The following is an 18,898-nucleotide window of genomic DNA, read 5'->3' on the forward strand; positions in this document are numbered from 1 at the left end:
TCCTGACTGGAGTTTGACCTAACACCCTCCTATAGTCGTTCTGCTGTAAATACAGGCTACTGCGAGTTTTCTCCAAAAAAGCTTGCCTCTACTTATTTGGGTTCAGCAAATCACGTTAATAGAGAAAAACATTTAAGAATGTGAGAAATAGTTTCAATAATACTCCTCATTTTGCGGCCTATTAATACGTGTCATTAATTCATGATAAGAAATAATAGAAAAATCAAGCTTCTTATACCTAGAGGTAAATAGTTTGTTAGTTACCATATAAGGTATAACGTCATAGTCCAACGCATCCAATTTTAATGCTGCTGTGATCTTACTAAGGTTATTCTTTATATAGTTAATCCTTCTCTGAAATTTCTCATCATCTTTATGTTGGTAGAAAAAGCTCTTTTGTTGCATTTGATCCTCATAGATAGAACCTACTTTTTGAAGTACTTTACTCTCGATCAGCCATATTTCTTTTTTTGATTTATCTACAGCTATAACATCATAGTCACCTAAGTTATCTGGAAACTCATTCTGAGGAAATCTTGATGCCAGTTCTATTTCCGGAAGAACAGGATAAAAGCCTTTATCTAGAAAGGCATTAGCGATATCTTGTACCATTTCATCTTCATATCTTTTCTTCCATTTCGTAAGTACTAATTTCACGTTTTCCAAGTTTATTTCAAAGGGAATATACCATTCTAAAAAACCGCTTTTCCAATACGTGGCTAATTGTTTAATAACAACGGGTGAAAATATACATTTACCATCTTGCATTACTACAGGCTTAACATCAAACCTGTTATTACGTTTTTCACGATCCCAAAATGGTAAAATATCATGAACTGTACCATTTATGATTTTTAATTTATTGCAATCTAGTGTTATAAAATTCAGGGCATTCTCAGCTTTTTTCTGATCATCATCTTTGAGTTCTAAAAAAAGCGTAAGGAAGTCACTAATTAATTTATCTGGCTGAGCTTGAAATACATTTGGATAAATTTCTTCAATAAAAGGATTCTCTATAACTTGTAACTGTAAATATTCGAGCAAAGAGATCAGCATACCCAATTCTATTCCGGTATCAACGAAAAAGGCACTTGCACATTCAATCAGATATTCTTTATCTGTTTCATCATTTTTTATTGAGTACTCTTGTTGCTCGTACTTACGACGAAGTATTTCCTCATACTGTAGTACTCCATTTTCAGAAAAAATATTATCGACCTTGTACTCATCATCAATTTGAATTAACACATCAAAATCGGTAAAGTAGCACGTATCAGCATTGTCTTGTAGCACAACGAGCCAGTCAGCAAAAGCTAAAAGATTTTCAAATTCATCTTTTTTACAATCGGAAGTATTATCCTGATGTTGGATTGCAAGATTGCTTTCTAATAAATACTGGGCCGTTCTTAAATTGCGTCTAAACTTTTCTCGGATATTCCTTGTTTTCTCTTCAAATTCTTCTTGAACAACAGGATCTAAATTATTAAAGCTTGAATAGCGCTTTCGATTAACAATTATTCCGTGTAATTGAGTGGTGTAATAGCTTAAAGCTTTTGTGTGTAAATTCTTTTTGCTGTATCGGGAGATTTGATCTTCAAAAACTTTTACGATGGATGTTTGCATTCTTCTAATAACACGAGTTGCTGATTTCCCATGATATTCTCCTGGCTTTGCCCCTGCTGAAAAACAAACTCTTGCAATTTCTTTCCTTGCTTTCACAAAGTTATGTGCTTCTGATTGGACACTAATTGCCATATCGGAGTAAAAATAGTCTTGTTCAATAGTAAAAACGCCCACTTCTTTTTTTAGTGAAAAATCTTTAATGACAGCCGACTCTAATTCTAAAAAGGAAGACTGATTATGTTCTCTCAGCGGCTCTAATAGCTCCAAAAAGTATGCAGATTCTACACTTTTATCACCAGCATTCATCATAGCAAACATTAGGTCCTCTTGATTCACAGCATATCGAATAATTATTGTGTCTGTATCAATATAAATATCACTAAATACATATTTCTTGTTTCTATTTATGGTGAAACCAGAATGGTCAACTTTTTTTGCGTAATGCATAGGCATAAACATAACTTGAAGCACTTTACAATATAGAATTGGGAACTCAGCAAGTATTTCGCCATATCTATTAAAAAGACGCTGATTTAACTCATCAATTGTTCTCAGCGCTGTATGATTGTTCGGTGAGAAATCTTCTTTTATAAAAAATTCAACATTCTGTACGAGAAAAAGGAACGTGGAGGGGCCAATTTTCTTGATTTCACCGCCAAAACCTAAACAACCTTTATGTTCAACATGTGAATAACCCCACTCACCCTCCTTAATTTTCCAACTATATGGATCAGCAAACATTTTGGATTGTAAATTAAACGGATAATTCATAAGTTCCTTAGTAAAATACTCATAAACATACTCATCTGTATTTCCATATGAAATAGAAATTGAATTGTACTCAATTGCGCCTGAAGAAATATGATAATGCGCATTTTTCCACGTAAAGAACAGATTACTTTTACCGCCTATTACCATTATTTCTGCTTTTTCTGTTCTATAATATTCTATGAATTCTATCAGTTCATTAAAATCCTCCATAAAGCCTAGCATATAAAACAAATCTAGAGCAGAACACGAAAACAACTCTCCATATTCACCCAAAAATGCCCCATGAGCTGTAATATCGGTGAATGGCTCTATTAGCAAAAAATGAACTGCCATCTCGGGCAAAACATCAAATGCATACCCCCCATTTAATTCTTTCCTGTAATACGTCTCACAAAGTCGCAGTTGATTGTTCTTATGCAATAAATAAAATGACATGATTTCATCATCAACGCTTTCAAGATTTTCAAAATCACCTTTATCTATTGCAACTAAAACTCTACCTTCGCTAACAGCCATAAATGCTAAACGGTAATTTGTAAATGGTTTCCCTGTATCTTTATTAATAATTCTAGGTGCAATGAGAACTCTCGAACGATCATTATTTGAAAAATTGAAAGTATTTTCTATTAATTTCCCCCATGTTAAGCTGATATGGCGATGGCATTCTTCTGCTGTTGCCAAAGAAAGCAGCTTTTTGTACAAATCGACCAGAATTGATGCATTATAAATTGGATAATAACCTTTCTTATAAACGAAGAAATGACGCATTTCGATTGGACATTCTTGATATCCCATTATTTGAAATGCATGCTTAGAAAGTTCTACAAACTCTTTTGAATTAAACAGGGAATTCACTGCTATCCAAAATTGTTCTGGGGGCTTCTCAAATGCGATATCATAATCTTCACCAGGAGAAGATATGTTACTATCAGCAAGCATATTTATTATTTTTTGGTTATAATGCAATACAGCCTTAAGTTCACCCTTCATTTCAAGAACTTTGGCTAACTCAGGAAGAAAATTCATTACAGCATATACCTGTTCGTGGCCAGTACCAACAACTACTGGAAAAGTCTCACCATCAACAATTATTTTAACTTCACCAAAGTCATTTAGTGTCAAATCTTCTCTATAGGTGATCGGCAAATAAATAGAAATTGCATCAAAGAACTCTTTGAATTCGGAATATTGCTTAATATTTCGATTACCGAACTTTGTAATGTTACTTAATGAATGGTTAAGCGTTAATGCTTGTGCTAACGCCGAACGATTATCGGCCCAAGAATTGATGCAAAATATAGCTCTGGTGACATCATCAATGGTATACAGGGATATGATTTTTTCAAGTTCTTTGGAGGTAGCCTCAATATATTCGAAATCAGAAACACACTCATCAATTAGGACCGTATTTGTATTTGAAGCTTTTCTTAATGGTTTATTAATACAGCACTTTTTGTACTTCTTTCCACTCCCACAAATACAAGGATCATTACGACCAATTCCCATCTCAAAAGCCTCCCGCCATTTTACTTAGGTATAGGACAACCAGAATTAACTTATCTTCAGATGGGCTCCTAAATCAATTATGTAGAAAGCAATTTCTCATAGCTGTTAAAAAATTTTACCTTCACCTCAATAAAAGAGTATAAAACAATCCTATCAAGATAATTTTTTGTTTATTAATCGAATAAAACTTCTACTTTCTTCGACGACTTAGGCGGTATGGACAACGAGCAAGTACAATAATTATATAATAATTCTGAAACGAAACCAAACATAAGTTCCCACGTAATACGCTTATACATAAATTTGGGAGGACAGTAATATGAGGAGAAATACAAATTCGAACAACCAACAAGATCTTTCTTTTGGAGAAAGAACAGGAAGATTAGTTCTTGTAACTACTGTAATTGGCGTTTTAGGAGTCGGTTATTATAAGCTTTTAATGCTTGCTATTAACATTCTCTCTACCAAAATGTATATGAAATTTCCTCTTTCAATAGAGCACATTATTGTAACTTGCATGCTCTCTACCGGATGCCTAGTTCTAGTAAGCGCAATTTACTATTCTTACTGCGAATTTTCTGCCCTTAACTATACGCAAAGGGGAGTAACGAGGAGAAAAAATGTCAATAGGGCAGACGAAAGTTATTCTTCCCTGTTCAAATTTTCTTCCTTATATGCAGGCATCTCAATGATAGTTACTTTGTTGTTCATATTAACTGTTGGGCTTATCTTTCAAAATCGTTTTGTTATTGTCATTACATTTTTAGTTGTAGTTCCCTTCGCAATTGCATTGTTTTTCAAGAAATTCAGAAAAGAACTACGCAAAGGAATAGTAAAACTGCGAAAATACGTGATGAAAAACTGGAAAGTAATAGGCGCGTGGATGTTTACTGCTTATCTTATGTTAAGCATCTTGATTCTTGCTATGAGCAATTTACAAAAACCCAGTTTTATAATTAACTTTGTTAATGATAAAACAGTACCAATTAAGTTTCATTTTGAAAACAAAATTCCAGAGAAAGTGATACTGAGCTTTTATTCTACAGATGATAAAGGAAATAATGCTGTTCTCACCCAAGAGGTAGAAGTAAACAAACTAGATTTCAAACGTTCATTTATAGAGGTGACTGAGAAGCAGATTTCAGAGAAAGAATCGTTTTCTATGGCTAACTTCCTGAATAAAGAAATGAATAAAGGTTTGAACGAAGCATACCTACCCGATAGAAGCCATTATGATTATAAATATGAAATTAATTCACTTGATTTCTTGAAATCAGGGAAAAATTTTGTGATTATTCAATTTGAAATAGATTCCTTGAGTAATAATCGAGTATATAAAGTTGTCAATGAAATTGATGTTAAAGATAGAGAAACATTCATAATTAATACAGAAGAATTCTCGTCAAGAAATTAAATAACATGAGGCTTTTATGATGAAATAGATAATTCTAATAATAAGAAATATAGTCGAAGAGGAGAGATTCCTATATCTCGTAATATTAGACTCCTCTCCAATCGTTATACTGTGTAAAACTTCACAGAAGGGTATTTATTTATCTTTCAGACCGGAGTATGACCTAACCCACTCCTACAGTTATCATGCTGAAAATACAGGCTTCTGCGAGTTTTTCTCTAAAAAACTTGCCCCTACTTATGATACTGAGCAAAGGAAAGAAATTGGTCCCTTAAAACAGAAAACCCGCGCTTGGCGCGGGCTCTTATGGGACTATGTTCTTGACTTTAGACAGCAATGTGGTCGGAGGACAAGAACTTGATCCTATTTCCGATGAAGCCCTGTTCTGGACATGAAAACTTCAGTGAGTTGCTTTCAGTAAATCAAACGGGATGTATTCCTACTAGAATGCTTTCCTGCAGCTTTCTTAGTAGTACTATATAAAGGAGAGACATCTGGTTGCTTCCGGGTGGCGGCGTGTCAAGTGAAAATGGCCGCTGTTTCAGTTTCTCGCTAATGGAGAGCTCAGACGCAACACAAATGAAGTTATCGATATCATAATTGAACATGTCGTAATTACAGTTAGTTTGAAAACTTAAAGGCTACCACAAAAGGTAGCCTAGGACTTAGATTATTTTAATTTCACTATCATCGACAAAATGTTCTACTTAATCTTCATCGGTAATTATTATAAATGACTGGTTGTCCACATCAAAAATAACCTTCTAATTTCCGACAACTCCCTCAAATTTAAATGAGGCTGCTGAAGGCCCAATGTATCTAATGTCAGTTGCTTTCTCCTTCCTCTCAATCCGCATAATAAGAAATTGAATCTCTTGTTCATTCAAATCACGATTTCCCGGAAAAATAGCCATTTATTTAGCCTCCTCATAATACAACACAGTGTTTGACTTTCTTCGACCTTACCGTTACATATTTTTCCTTATAAGTCAAATATCCATTGTCCACCATTCCAGTTAGATACTCTTTAAATTTGCAATAATACCATATTCCTTTCGATTTTCGACAAAGGGACCAAGTTCTTATCCTGAGCAAAGGAAAAGAACTTGGCCCCTTTAGCAATAAAGGTGCCAGCTCTAAATTGGCTAGTAGCAGCTTTATTCTCCAAAATTAAGCTTTTAAAAATATCTTTAACGTCGCATTTGAATGAAAAAAATAAAGTATTAGACTGGAGTAGTTGATTTTACGCGGATTTCGGTAATGAAAATCGTCAGCCAAAAAAAAAGTATTAGACTCCAGCATCCAGTGAGTGCCCTAAACGAAACAAACCAGAAAATAAAGTATTAGACTGAAGCTTGCTAAGCGAGTTGGTCGATGTAATCGGCTGACACTCCACTGCCTGGCGCTTCTAAAGAGAACCAGGAGCGCATCATCTGCAGCTACTCGTACCGGCCGCAGTTGCCGGTCGCGGCGAACGGGAAGTCCGGCTTCGTCCAGAGCACCAGTCTACAACTTTATTTTCCGAGTCTAATTATTTTTCAGTCTAACACTTTAATTTCTTTCTACAGCATTTTTTTCCTAACCTGGTTCGCTCCCCCCACCGAGCTCTGATTTTGACAGTATAGAATCTTTCCAGCCGGTCTAGAAGGTTTTACATCGGGACCTCTAGTTGAATGTCTTTAATTTTCCTATCCCTTATCGGGTCATCCGAAAGCAAATGAGGACGCTGTTCAAGCAGCCAGGTCATAAAGAGCGACAGGTGCGCACGGTGATTATTCACCGTAGCTGCTGCCATCGGTTCGCCGAGCCCCTTTCCTTCTTTGTATTAATATTTCAGCCAAGCCTTTACATCCTGTTTGATTACTCCACTAATCCGATCATACCCATAACATACCTTAAATAATTAAATGAAGCGATTAACTCTATTAAGTTGAAGAGTTTCAATATGTGCTGCACCATGCATACTAACAACACTAAGCTACCCTTTTTACCTGTTGATCTCAACGAAAACCACAGCTTTCATATGAGCCTCTTCCATGGTATGCCCATTAGCATTTCAGTTTTAAATTAGGTTTGTAAGCAGTTACGTTTTGTTCACCGCTATATAAGGTATAAACACAGAAAACCATCAAAACACAAAAACACCCTACTCGGTATCCATGTCTCCATGGCTTAAAAGCTCGAATTTATTATGTACCAGCTAATTCTGGTGATCACTGGCAACTCGGCTGATAATAAAAATGGATTGAATCGTAATAATCGATTAATACTATCACTCTACAATTTTCGTCGAACATTCCGTTGTTTCAGCGAAATTTTTGGATATATTTACTTTTATCTGATACGATATACTTGTCTGGTCCTATCATCCATGTGGAGGAGATCAAGTTGATTGATAATTTCGATAATTTCAAAATAGTTTGGGACTCGGATCCATTGATAGTCCTAGATACAAATGTATTTCTCCGTTTGTATAGCCAATCTCCGGAAATGATTAATCAGTATATTGAGATACTTCAATCAGCTAAAGATAAATTTTGGTTACCAGCTCAAGTTGTTCAAGAGTTTGAAAAAAATCACAAAAAAGAACATGGTCGCAATTTTAACAAGTACCAAGTATTCTTAAAACAGATCCAAAGCACAATCGAGAAAAATAAGAATACACTTGAAGGTGACTTCATTAAACATTTGGAGTTAAAGTATCCACTTATTGATGAGCTCAAATCTCAAATTACTGGTTTTATAGATGAAATGCAAAAGGCCACTGTACAGTATGAAGAAAACATTAAGCAGCAGATTGATGATAATAAAAAGGTTCTGAAAGCAGATGCCGTAAAGAAATTCGTACATGGACTCGTAGAATCGGGAGCAACAGGAAAGCATTTCTCTGTTGCACAGTTGATTTCATTGTATCAAGAAGGGAAAGTTCGTTATAAACATTTAATTCCCCCAGGCTACAAGGATGTATCCAAAGATACGGATGACCCAACTAAACAAAGAAAATTTGGAGATCTGATTTTATGGAAACAAACACTCTTAAAGGCTAAATCAGAAAACAAAAGTGTAATATTTGTTACAAATGATATTAAGGAAGACTGGTGGGTTTTGGACAACGATCAACCATTGTGTGCGCGTTATGAACTTTCTCAAGAGTTCAGTGAAATCGTTGGTGAAAAGTTTATAATGTCAACAGGGCAGAACCTATTAAAATATGTTTCTACTATCAATCAAATCGAAATTGATACACACCTAATGTATCTTGATGAGTATTCTGATGAGTTAATTGAAGAATTGTTTGACGGAATAGACTGGAGTGAAATTTTCAATAAGAAACATGATCTGGACTCCTATCTAGTTCACAGTGGTGATCTTCAGCCTTACATTGAAGATCCTATTTCAGATGTAGAAATTACCGGTTATCCAGAAGATACTACCGATGTGATTCTTACCGTTGAATCGATTGATTACCATCATGAAAAGGCATTTATTCAAGGAAATTTTAATACAAAGATTGAAATTGCAGTTAGCTCGATCTTATATGGTGAAGAAATCACTTCAACTGAAGGCAACTGTTGGATCAATGGCAAATTCTCAGTAGAATTCACTTTAGAGAATGATGAAGATAATTTGTCAATCAAGCCTGGAACTGCGAAGTTTACAGTTGGTGGATTTGGTATTAATGGGTATGAGGAAACAAAAAGCTACCTGGATGACTACAATGATAGTTGCTCTCACTGTAATTCGGATGTAGTTTATTACACCGATTCTGGAGATGGAGTTTGTGAAGATCACAAGGATCTATATGACTATTGTCCTGGCTGTAATACCTTATACAAAAAAGGTTCCCTGGCCGGCGCATTGTGCAATAGCTGTGATTAATTGAGATAAACAAAATGAAACTATGTTTTATAATGAACTGTAACCTCATTAAGGACAGTGTTGAAAACGGTATTAAAGCATTAGATAGCTAGGATGACTTCTGAATTCATCAGGAGTCATCTTTTTAATTTCTACTGATAGCTTACTGAATGCGGCTGCTGAAAGAAAAAAATAAAGTATTAGACTGAAGCTTCCGAAGCGAGTTGGTCGATGTCACCAGTTGACTCTCCGCTGCCTGGCGCTTCTAAAGAGAACCAGGAGCACCAGCTGCAGCTACTCGTGACGGCCGCTGTCGCCAGCCGTGCCGAACGAAACCCGACATCGTCCAAGAGCCGCCGGGAGCTCGAGCTGCAGCTGCTCCTGACGGCCGCCAATCGTGCCGAACAGGAAACCAGGCTTCGTACAGAGCACCAGTCTACAACTATATTTTTCGAGTCTAATACTTTATTTTTCAGTCTAATACTTTATTTCCCAGTTTCGATCTTCATTTTCTACTGACAATATACGCAAAAATGAGCCGTCCTCAAAATGCAGGACGGCTCATTAATGTAATTTGGTTCCACACTTTTATCATTGGTTCCATACTTTCTTTACTGGTTCCCAACTTTTTTATCACCAGATGTTCAATAACATTATAGTTGTGAAATGAAAAACCTTGAATTAATAAGGTTTTTTAGTTTTCCACCAATAATAAAGTTACATTAAAGTTGTGAAATAACTTTTCATCTCAATTTTCAGTAACATTATAGTTGTGAAATGTCCAAATTCTAGTAATAGTTAGAGTTTGAACCGATACCTAAAATGATTTACTAGCTCAGGATACACATTATGATATTGGATAACTTTTTCCTTAAAATATTTCAAATCAGACTTACTTAAATTCACTTTTGATAATACTGTTAATGCAAGCTTAGCCCTTTCTTGCCCTAAATCAAGTGCGGTCTCTAACGCTGCTTTTAAAGAGTTGTATTGTATTTTACCTAATTCAGCAGCATATTGAACGGAAAAGCCCATCCACTTGTTAAACCCTTCTCTATTCATTAAAGCCACTGTTTCTGTCACCCAATCTACGCAATCCTCTAATGGCAATTTATCTACTATGTCTGTAAGATATAGTATTCGATAATCCTCTGGTATCTCCCATTCAACTAACTCATTTAAGTAGCTAATTTGTGGATTTACACTAAAATGTTTTAATAGTAATTTGCTGCAAGTTTCTACTGTTTCATCCGATAGCCGGAACATTGTTTGCATAACTTCGCTTCTAAATTCGTTACCAATGGTCTCCCATCTCATAAACACGGCCTCTCGATGGTTATTAATTGCAAGATCATAATGATCTTTTAATAGTCCATTGTAAATGGTACTACTCAAATTGCAACGATTGCTTAATCGGCTAATCACTTGTGATCTTGTAGGAGATTCTAAATAGTTAAACATATCAAACCTACTGTTATTATGCATAGCCTTGATGTTCTTCCACTGATTTATTGTGTCCTCCCACTCAATTTCGATATATTCAGATACTAATTGATTGGTAAGAATATTCAGATATCGTGAAGAGTTACTCGAGTAGGGTAGTCCTGGATTGTAATACCCTGCTGCTATATTTGCCATCGAATCAACACTTTGCAGTATCCATTCCATAGCATCCTTATCATTTTTATAAAGTGAAAAGAACAATTCTAATCTTTCTATAAAAACCTCTTCTGACCATCGGTACCAGATGTTTATATTATCAAGAGGCATCAATTCATTTCGACTGTTGTATAGAGCTTCTTTATAGTCGTTAACCTGTTGCAATACTTGAATTACTTCCAGCACTTTTGATCTCACTTGTTGCGACGCTGTAGCCTCTAATTCATCTTTAATTTTTTTTATTAGAATATTATTATTTTTAAGGTGATTATGCCTATTAACGAGAACACTTAAGTATAACTCCATAGTCTCTTTTTCCAAATCAAAATTAAAGTTGGTTGCACAGTAACCAGGTATACCTGGAGAATCCGGAAAACAACTCATATATCGGTTTAATTTCTCTTCGTATTCCTCTTCTGAAAGATATTCATCAACTACAGTTTTCAATTCATTATAATTCGCATCTTTCATAAAGGAGTTTATTATGGAGAGATCATCTTCATCAAATCCTGAAAAAGAATCGTGTGCAAATAATTTTATGAATCCTCCAATCTCCTCAACAGATCCTGAATAGATGCTGCGCCATACTCTACCGATTCCATCAATAAACTCTTCTGTCTTAAAATTATATATATCTAGAAAATGATTCAGTAAATTAGCTGTAATATTACTATCCGTTTTATTATTGATCTCTTTGATACATGCCTCAAATGTATAGTCAGGACTATAGTTAAGCGGCAATGATTTTTCAATTACTTTAATCCATTCAATCTGCGAGAGCATTGAATGGCCCTCATTTAAACCAAAGATTTTTTGGATTAGTGAGTATCCATCGTTATCTTCAATTTTTGAGTTTGATATCTGTTCCCCAAGATCCTGTATACCAAACTTTTCAACACTTGACGGATGGTTGACCCAGAGTTCAATTAAGTCTTCTAAATTACCCTCCACATTCAACCTAGAACCGTAATCTCTCCATGTCTTATTATCATATGAAAGATAATTTAATACATTACAAACTTTAGAGGGAATGTGTTCTACTAAACAATTAATATTTTCCCTTAATAAAAGATCCCAATTATGTAGTTCCATATCCGAAACTACCTCAGAAAGATCTACTTCAGATTCAATCAAACTTTTTAAACAATTCTCGACTTCGATTCCAGGGTTATCATTGAGATCAGAAATAGCTGAAGAAAACAGAATTTCCTTATCACTTGCTGTGAGTCTTGAAAAGGAATTTTTAAATTCACTTACTTGACCATTCACTAAGAAATTCATCACTTTCTGTACGTCTGGTTTACCGGTCGCAGGGTTCAATTTCTCATTACTGAAGTAAATAAATGGTCGCGGATCATTTTTTGGGATAAACTTTTCTACCCGACTTAAATAAGCTTTCAAGTTATCCTGATTCCTTGTATTGTCATTCCGAGTAATTAAATAAGGGTCTTTAATTAAAGATTCATAATAATCAGGATAATCAGTTTGAAGCACCGTAAACATAGCAATAGCTTGAGGTTCTTTTGTTAACAATTTTATTCCGGATTCATTATCTCGTTTTTTGGCCAGTTCCCAGTTAGCAACAAACGAATTAATCAATGTTTTCACTTGCCTTGGAGTCTTGGTTTCAGAGTGTATTAGTACACCCATAATTCTATTAAGGTTTATTACCGGTTCGTCAATCCATGATAATTGTTGCTCAGTTACCAGCTCTCTTGCATATGTTTTCATATTTCTTTGTTCAACGATTGGTAAATGAATAATATAATCAAATGTCTTACTCATAAAATCTGATACGTAACTTTCATCACTCTTTTGAGATTCACCTTCTTGAATAATTTCTTTTTCCTCAAATGCTATTTTGATCCCATTTCGTAGAACTGTTTCATCACAAGGTAAAATAAAAGCACAGTTACTAGAATGCAAAAAGGTTTTAATTGTATTAAGGGCTGCTAATAATTGTTTTGGGGGCAACCTATCTAAATCGTCAAAAACTAATATCAATTTTTTTCCGTTATTTTTCTTAAGATATTGTTCAACGCTTGCTTCAAACCTTGCCTCATACTGGTCACTATGCAACAGCGCTAAGGTTTTTCTTCCTACTTGGCTGGTTATTTGAAAATTACCCAAAAATATTTTAAGAGCACCTATTCCCAAAGCAAATGTCGCGGGAGAAATCAGTGCTAAAAGTATTGCGTTAACTCGAGGTAAATGTATTACGACATTCGTTACGATTATTGCAACTAAAAATAAGATGTAGAAAATCGCACTTATTCTAAAGGATTTATTTTTTATGAAAAGAGCAAATATTCCCGACCCCATTGCAGTATCTGTATTGCTGGATTCTATTGATAAACCCTCTTCATTAACAACCCCTAGTTCTGCTTGAACTTGACGAACAATTTTTCTATGTAATGATGGTGCATCATCTGCAAATTTCCAAACACTTAAGGTTTTGAGAAGATATTTTTCACTCGTATTAGTATCTGAATTAATTTTATTCTCCAACAATTTAATCACTGATGTTTTACCTGATCCCCATGGGCCAAAAAGACCAATATGTACAGGGAAATTATTTTGCTCTAATACGTCACAAATCACTTCCGCAACTTGAGTATATTGAAACTTATCTCCGCTACTATTTTTCAGTGGTCTATCTTCAAGAAACAGTTTTTTCGTAATAGGACTAGTTGGTTGTGAACGATTGAACATATATTTTCACCACTTATGGAAGAATGTACTATCGATACAATTCTACATTATTTGCAATAGATTGTAACTATCTTCCTAATATAATGTCGTGCTGCTGTGTATGGAAATTTAAATACTTTTCATTTAACTCTCTTCCTTGTTAACATATTTAATCGTTCCGAAGTACACGGCAGTTTATCCAGCTTTGTGCGTAACATTGTCGAACAGTTTAGAAGTCTTCCTACCTCGTTTTTAGACACAGGATGCTTATTCGATTTCTTAACATCATTAACAACTCGATCAATCTCTTGCGCAAGCAGTTCATCCCTTGCACTCCAGTCCACTCTTGTCCACTTTTTACCGACCTGTTTTTTTGAATATATCTTAATTGACCTGTTCAGAGGTATAGGTAATCCCGGTAATTTGTCTGAGATTATTGGAATATTAGTTTCTAGTTTTTCAGTTTGCTTCTTGATCGTCCCAGGATCAACTCCTAATCGTCTAGCCTTCTCACGTAAGCCAAGCGTTTTATCTTTATTCAACTCTTTTAATTTATCTATCCATACCGGACCAAACTGTTTAATTCGTCCAATATGAAGCTTATCATTATCCTTAACATTAGAATCCGGCCCTCTTCTTGAGTAAGTAAACCCACATCCACAAATAAACGTTCCAACAGGCCTTCCCGTATTGTAACACCTTGTTACGCATACACTATCAATTACCTCTTCTCGATAATGCATTGCTACCTTATTCAAACATGGCCATGGCCCTTCGCCAAATGGATTAATAGAAGCTGTTCCGCTCTCCTCCTCATAGTTACCTAAATCAATTTTTAAATATATCTGTACAAGGAGGTGTCTTAGAGGATGTATGGCATGCCGGGGTTTTCGAAGCATTTTATGTAACCAGGTATGCTGTCTGTCTTCATCAATAGAACAACCAAGTGTATGTAGATAATCTTTACCATAAAAACTAATAAAGTCAGGTAGCAATTCTCGGAATTTAATATTCCCCCTTGCAGTTAACATCCCTCTCTGTGCCAATCTTTGAAGGTATTTTTTTCTTAAACTATCTTGGTTTATATACTGCTTATTCATTTGCAATAATTCAGTTGAACGCGTAGCTATCAAAAATTCATTTTCCCCACCTTGACGAGTTAACGAAGGTCGTTCATCATCTACTATTGACTCAAGCATGATAAACTCATGCTTATTTCTTCGTTGGGCATACAGAATCGAGGAAGAAACGAGAAATAGGTTATGGGTTGAACAGACCGCTACCCCAGAAAGTTGATGACTTCTATGCCAATACGCTATTCCATATTCTCCACGATCTAATTCTACACATTCCGGGCAATATCGAAGATAACTTGGCTTAATTACCCCACTGGGCGGAAGCCCCATTTTCATATAGATTGATTGTCCCTCTCCATAAATCATTTCCTCAACTACCCAAGTATATCGCTCTGATGGAATAAAAGACTGGAAATACGGCAGTAAAGTGTGTTCTTCCAACAAGGTAGCGACAGAAATGGCATTCCCGGGAATAAGCGTGTGAAGTGGCTGAAGATGTCCAGGAAAATCAGTCACTGCACAAACAGTCTTTTTGCCGAACAAATCTCTCATTGTCATTTTAGTATTCTCGTTACCAGATCGAGCATGATATCGAGCTAAAACGCTATATAACAACTCGTCTGGAAATGGTGGTGGAAAATAAATCATTGATAATCCCTTCTCTTTCATTTGTTACTTATAGTATTTATATGCTTCTTGTACTGCCCAATCTAATACTTCAGGTGAACATTTCTTATATACTCCCGTAAATGTCTGAAGTCGCTTTATGGTTAACTTTCTGTATCTAGATTTTAAAAATTGCTCAACTACATATGGAAATATCCTAATTGCGTAGTCATCAATAGATTCTATATTTGATTTCAGTAGTTCTGTTGTACGAGGCAAATGATTTTGAAAATTATAATAACGAGCCTTAAGAAATTTAGGTACGACTTTAAAGAAGGAACTCATGCAAATTGGTCTTGTAGGTGGATCGTTTTTCACCGTCTCTACAGCCTTCTTCATTATTACGAACATCTCTTCATCTACCTTATTTATTTTAATTTTCTTAGGTAACGGTTTTCTCGATGGTAAGCTCTCCTCCATCCACACTCTGTCATTTTTCATTAACCAATCATATCGGTGTATGTTATATTTTCGAATGTTCTGTCGTGAGGCGCTGGACCCCAATGTAGCTAGGGCCTCCTTCAAAGTATTTCTACACTCCTCAATCTTTGGCAGTTCAGTTGCAGCCGCTTGACGATACCCAAGTTCTAACACAGCAGCCGGATCAATGTCCCCTGGATATGCCTTACTTCGTGTTAACCCCCTATGTGGCATAAGGTATTTCCTTATTGTTGTCCGATTAGATAACAGCTTAGTCGCTATTTCATCTAACGTCAGTCCTTTTTCATAATGGTGAACTGCTTGTTCAATAAACAAAGAGCCCATAGTCTCGATACTATATTGAGTTTCATCTTCCGCTTTAGGCATTCCACGCCTAGTATAAATCATTCCACAGTAAGGACAGGTTAATCGAGCTGTAACCCACTCATGTGCTTTTCGTACCAATTTTGAAATAACCCTCTTATTGTATTGAGGACAGATTGTATTGATACATAGCCATGGTCCGTTCCCAAAAGGAATAGGAATAGGAATAGAATAATTCTCATCTTTGACAAACCAATTCTCTACTTTACCTGCAAAAAACCTCATGACCAATAAATATAAGATGAAATTATCCTTGAGACTATTCTTTTGAAGAAATCGTACTAATACTTTTTCGCTCATAAGATAATCTAGATTAAGTCCAAGTGATGTTAAATACTCAGAACCGTAGAAATCTCTTAAATCAGATAGTAGTCTTTTTTTATAAATAAAGTCACCTCGAAAGTGAATATAACCTTTTGCTCCGGCATAAGAAATAAACTTAATAAAACTAGTATCTAAGTTAGAGTTTTTCTGCTTCATTAAAACGGCTATATCATCAATTAAACGTTGGTCGTCATCCAGGGTTTTGCCGGAATACTTATCATTTGCAAAAATTTCATGTCCGTTAGGGCATATTGGCTCAATAAGCATCTGGCTGCAGTTTTCGTTAGTTAAGGAGATATCGCATATAGGGCATACATCGATCAGCTTTGAGTTATGTTTGAGGCATTTATGCAAAAAGGAAAATTGATGAATACGGTGTAAATAAACAATTCTATATTTATAAAAGTCCTCATTCATACAATCAGAACAATACCGAGGAGTAGAATGAATAAGTGATTGGATACGTCTAATAAGCAGGCTTCTACTTTTTTTTTCGTAATTACTTAAATACATAACTTCCCAAAACCTTAACTGTGTTTCATTCTGGATAAATGGTCGCAAAAATGGATAGAAGGTGTGATTCTCCACAATCATTTGCGCAAATGTACCTGTAAGCCCAAATTGGTTTTCAATTCGGGATAAATTAAGAGGAATCAATGCAGCTTTCGCTGGACCGTATTCGCCAAAAAGTTCATACTTTGTTTTTGTGAAGGTAATCGGAGAACGAAGATAATATCGAAAAACAATACTACGGAAATCCTCGTCAGGATACGTTAAAGGAAAAGAAACTAAATTCCCCATAAAGTCCTCCTATCAACGCTTTATACAAACTCATCAAATTCTCCAACTAACCCCGCATTACGAAGCGCCTCATCAACACTTAGATTGTCTAATTTTCCTTGAGAAACAATAGTCCGAATATCAGTTTCGTCTAAATCAAGCTTTATGGGCTTATTGCTTCCCTTTTTCCTTGTAGTTCTAACTACTTCTGTAACACTTTCTTTTGGTTTATCTGATTTACCTTCGAATACAAGCTTGGCCAATTCTAAGTACAACAATTCCATATCATTACCGACTTCCCGATTGTGTAACTCGACCTTTTCTGCATATGTTAATGCAATATCTTCAGCACACCCCATTTTCATCGCGAATGTAACTAGTTGATCAATTAACACTCTACGATTATGCTGCAATAGGATAAGCTTGTGTTCCTCCGAGAGGTGTCCGTCTATAGTGATGCGGTGCTGTGCTTCCATCAGATATTCCTTAAAAGTGATCCAATCTGGTTTTAAATCCTTATATTCTGCGGGATCAATGCCTTCCCCTCCCCTGATACGTTCAAAGATCGGCTGAACTAGTCTGAAGGTTGTGTTTGCTACTTTTTCTACCAATTCAGCAGTGATTATTTCATCATCTTCATATAGAATAGCTCGGCATTGAACATGCATGAACAATTTTACGGCAAAGTCGGGTATGCCAAGGGTGTGATAATACATTCTGGCTTTAAGCTCTGGAGTTAGTGGTGTGAACTTATTCGTGTATTGAAGTTCCCAAAGTCCTCCTAGGAACATCTCCCACTCTATTTCATCCTTCATCCGATCCGTAATGTTTTCCGCATAACCATCTGGAATCCCCCTCCGGGTGTTAGCCAGAGAATTCTTAAATAGGTAGAGCGCTTTAAATGTACCAATTAGCACAATTGGTATACCAATCGAATTTGTAAGTTCAGTAATAAAATCAATCATTTTCTCCTCGCCACCGGAGTGCCCTCTGTGTATCCGCTGTATTTCGTCAATCACAAGTACGCCTAAACTAATTTGTCCAGCTACCTTAGACATCCTTTTAGCAAGGACTTCTGCACGTCCATCTTTTTCAGCCAGATCTTCGTAATATTGTGTCCCTAGTAACTTATCAACCGCCCAGTAAAAATTCCGGCAAAGTGCTCCAACAGATTTATTACTTGGGCATTCGATATGAAGCCATACCACCTGTTTACAAGGAAATGGCTCATTTTCATATTGTGCGTGGTGAATAACTTGTGGAAACATACTTAATAGTCTTTCATATGATTTCGATTTCCCCATCCCACTAAGTCCAATATCAGCCATCATTTGAGCCGTTTGTAAATTACCAGCTAAATTCCGCCCGAGTTCATCAGTTCCAGCTGATAGAATTTTATCAAGCCCAATCGCCATTTCTCTCTGGTAAATAGCTGCTAACGGATTTCGGGATTGGTAACCAATTTTTATCATGTTATATAAGTTTCTGTATCTTTCAAAATGAGTACTAAGCGGTTTCCAATACCCTGGTTTGATTTGTTGGATGAGTTCTACACGTTCTTCAGCATTTAGTTGATTGATATCTCCAGTGTAGCGAGGTACTGAGTCCAACATCTGATATAACTGTTCTTGTGATTTTCTGGGCGGCAACGCTTCAATAAAAGGATTTCCTTGATAGGCCTCCACAATCTGTTCACGGTATTCCGCTTTAACTTGTCTGCCCTTTA

General features: G+C 35.8%; 9 protein-coding genes. 2 read left to right on the plus strand and 7 right to left on the minus strand.

Annotated elements, in window-relative coordinates; all coding sequences use genetic code 11:
- Positions 1 to 153: 153 nt before the first annotated feature.
- Positions 154 to 3,900 carry a YecA family protein gene (locus tag ACDZ28_RS04530; RefSeq protein WP_375104118.1) on the minus strand — a complete coding sequence of 1,249 codons (3,747 nt, stop codon included), beginning with the start codon at positions 3,898 to 3,900 and terminating at the stop codon, positions 154 to 156.
- A 319-nt stretch (positions 3,901 to 4,219) separates the two neighbouring features.
- Here ACDZ28_RS04530 and ACDZ28_RS04535 point away from each other — a divergent pair, with 319 nt between their 5' ends.
- Entirely contained in the window at positions 4,220 to 5,314 is a 1,095-nt protein-coding gene (locus tag ACDZ28_RS04535) for a hypothetical protein (protein ID WP_375104119.1), read from the plus strand.
- Positions 5,315 to 6,078: 764 nt separating this feature from the next.
- Here the strand turns inward: ACDZ28_RS04535 and ACDZ28_RS04540 are convergent.
- Complete coding sequence (locus tag ACDZ28_RS04540) at positions 6,079 to 6,228, minus strand: hypothetical protein (RefSeq protein ID WP_375104120.1); 150 nt, start codon at positions 6,226 to 6,228, stop codon at positions 6,079 to 6,081.
- 737 nt (positions 6,229 to 6,965) lie between these two features.
- The gene (locus ACDZ28_RS04545) at positions 6,966 to 7,109 is read right to left on the minus strand and encodes a hypothetical protein (RefSeq protein ID WP_375104121.1); all 144 of its coding nucleotides are present in this window, start codon (positions 7,107 to 7,109) and stop codon (positions 6,966 to 6,968) included.
- 593 nt (positions 7,110 to 7,702) lie between these two features.
- Here ACDZ28_RS04545 and ACDZ28_RS04550 point away from each other — a divergent pair.
- Positions 7,703 to 9,193, plus strand: a complete 1,491-nt coding sequence (locus ACDZ28_RS04550) for a PIN-like domain-containing protein (protein WP_375104122.1) — start codon at positions 7,703 to 7,705, stop codon at positions 9,191 to 9,193.
- A gap of 777 nt (positions 9,194 to 9,970) precedes the next feature.
- Here the strand turns inward: ACDZ28_RS04550 and ACDZ28_RS04555 are convergent.
- The 4 genes from ACDZ28_RS04555 to ACDZ28_RS04570 form a co-directional block, all read right to left on the minus strand.
- Positions 9,971 to 13,543, minus strand: a complete 3,573-nt coding sequence (locus ACDZ28_RS04555) for a P-loop NTPase fold protein (protein ID WP_042131146.1) — start codon at positions 13,541 to 13,543, stop codon at positions 9,971 to 9,973.
- 119 nt (positions 13,544 to 13,662) lie between these two features.
- A complete protein-coding gene (locus ACDZ28_RS04560) occupies positions 13,663 to 15,267 on the minus strand; it encodes a TnsD family Tn7-like transposition protein (protein ID WP_081954202.1) in 1,605 nt (534 codons plus the stop codon).
- 3 nt (positions 15,268 to 15,270) lie between these two features.
- The gene (locus tag ACDZ28_RS04565; RefSeq protein WP_375104123.1) at positions 15,271 to 17,193 is read right to left on the minus strand and encodes a TnsD family Tn7-like transposition protein; all 1,923 of its coding nucleotides are present in this window, start codon (positions 17,191 to 17,193) and stop codon (positions 15,271 to 15,273) included.
- Between the two features lie 20 nt (positions 17,194 to 17,213).
- Positions 17,214 to 18,857 carry an ATP-binding protein gene (locus tag ACDZ28_RS04570; protein ID WP_375104124.1) on the minus strand — a complete coding sequence of 548 codons (1,644 nt, stop codon included), beginning with the start codon at positions 18,855 to 18,857 and terminating at the stop codon, positions 17,214 to 17,216.
- Between the last annotated feature and the right edge of the window lie 41 nt (positions 18,858 to 18,898).

It is taken from the genome of Paenibacillus sp. RS8, assembly GCF_041956825.1.
Classification (GTDB): domain Bacteria; phylum Bacillota; class Bacilli; order Paenibacillales; family Paenibacillaceae; genus Paenibacillus_AQ.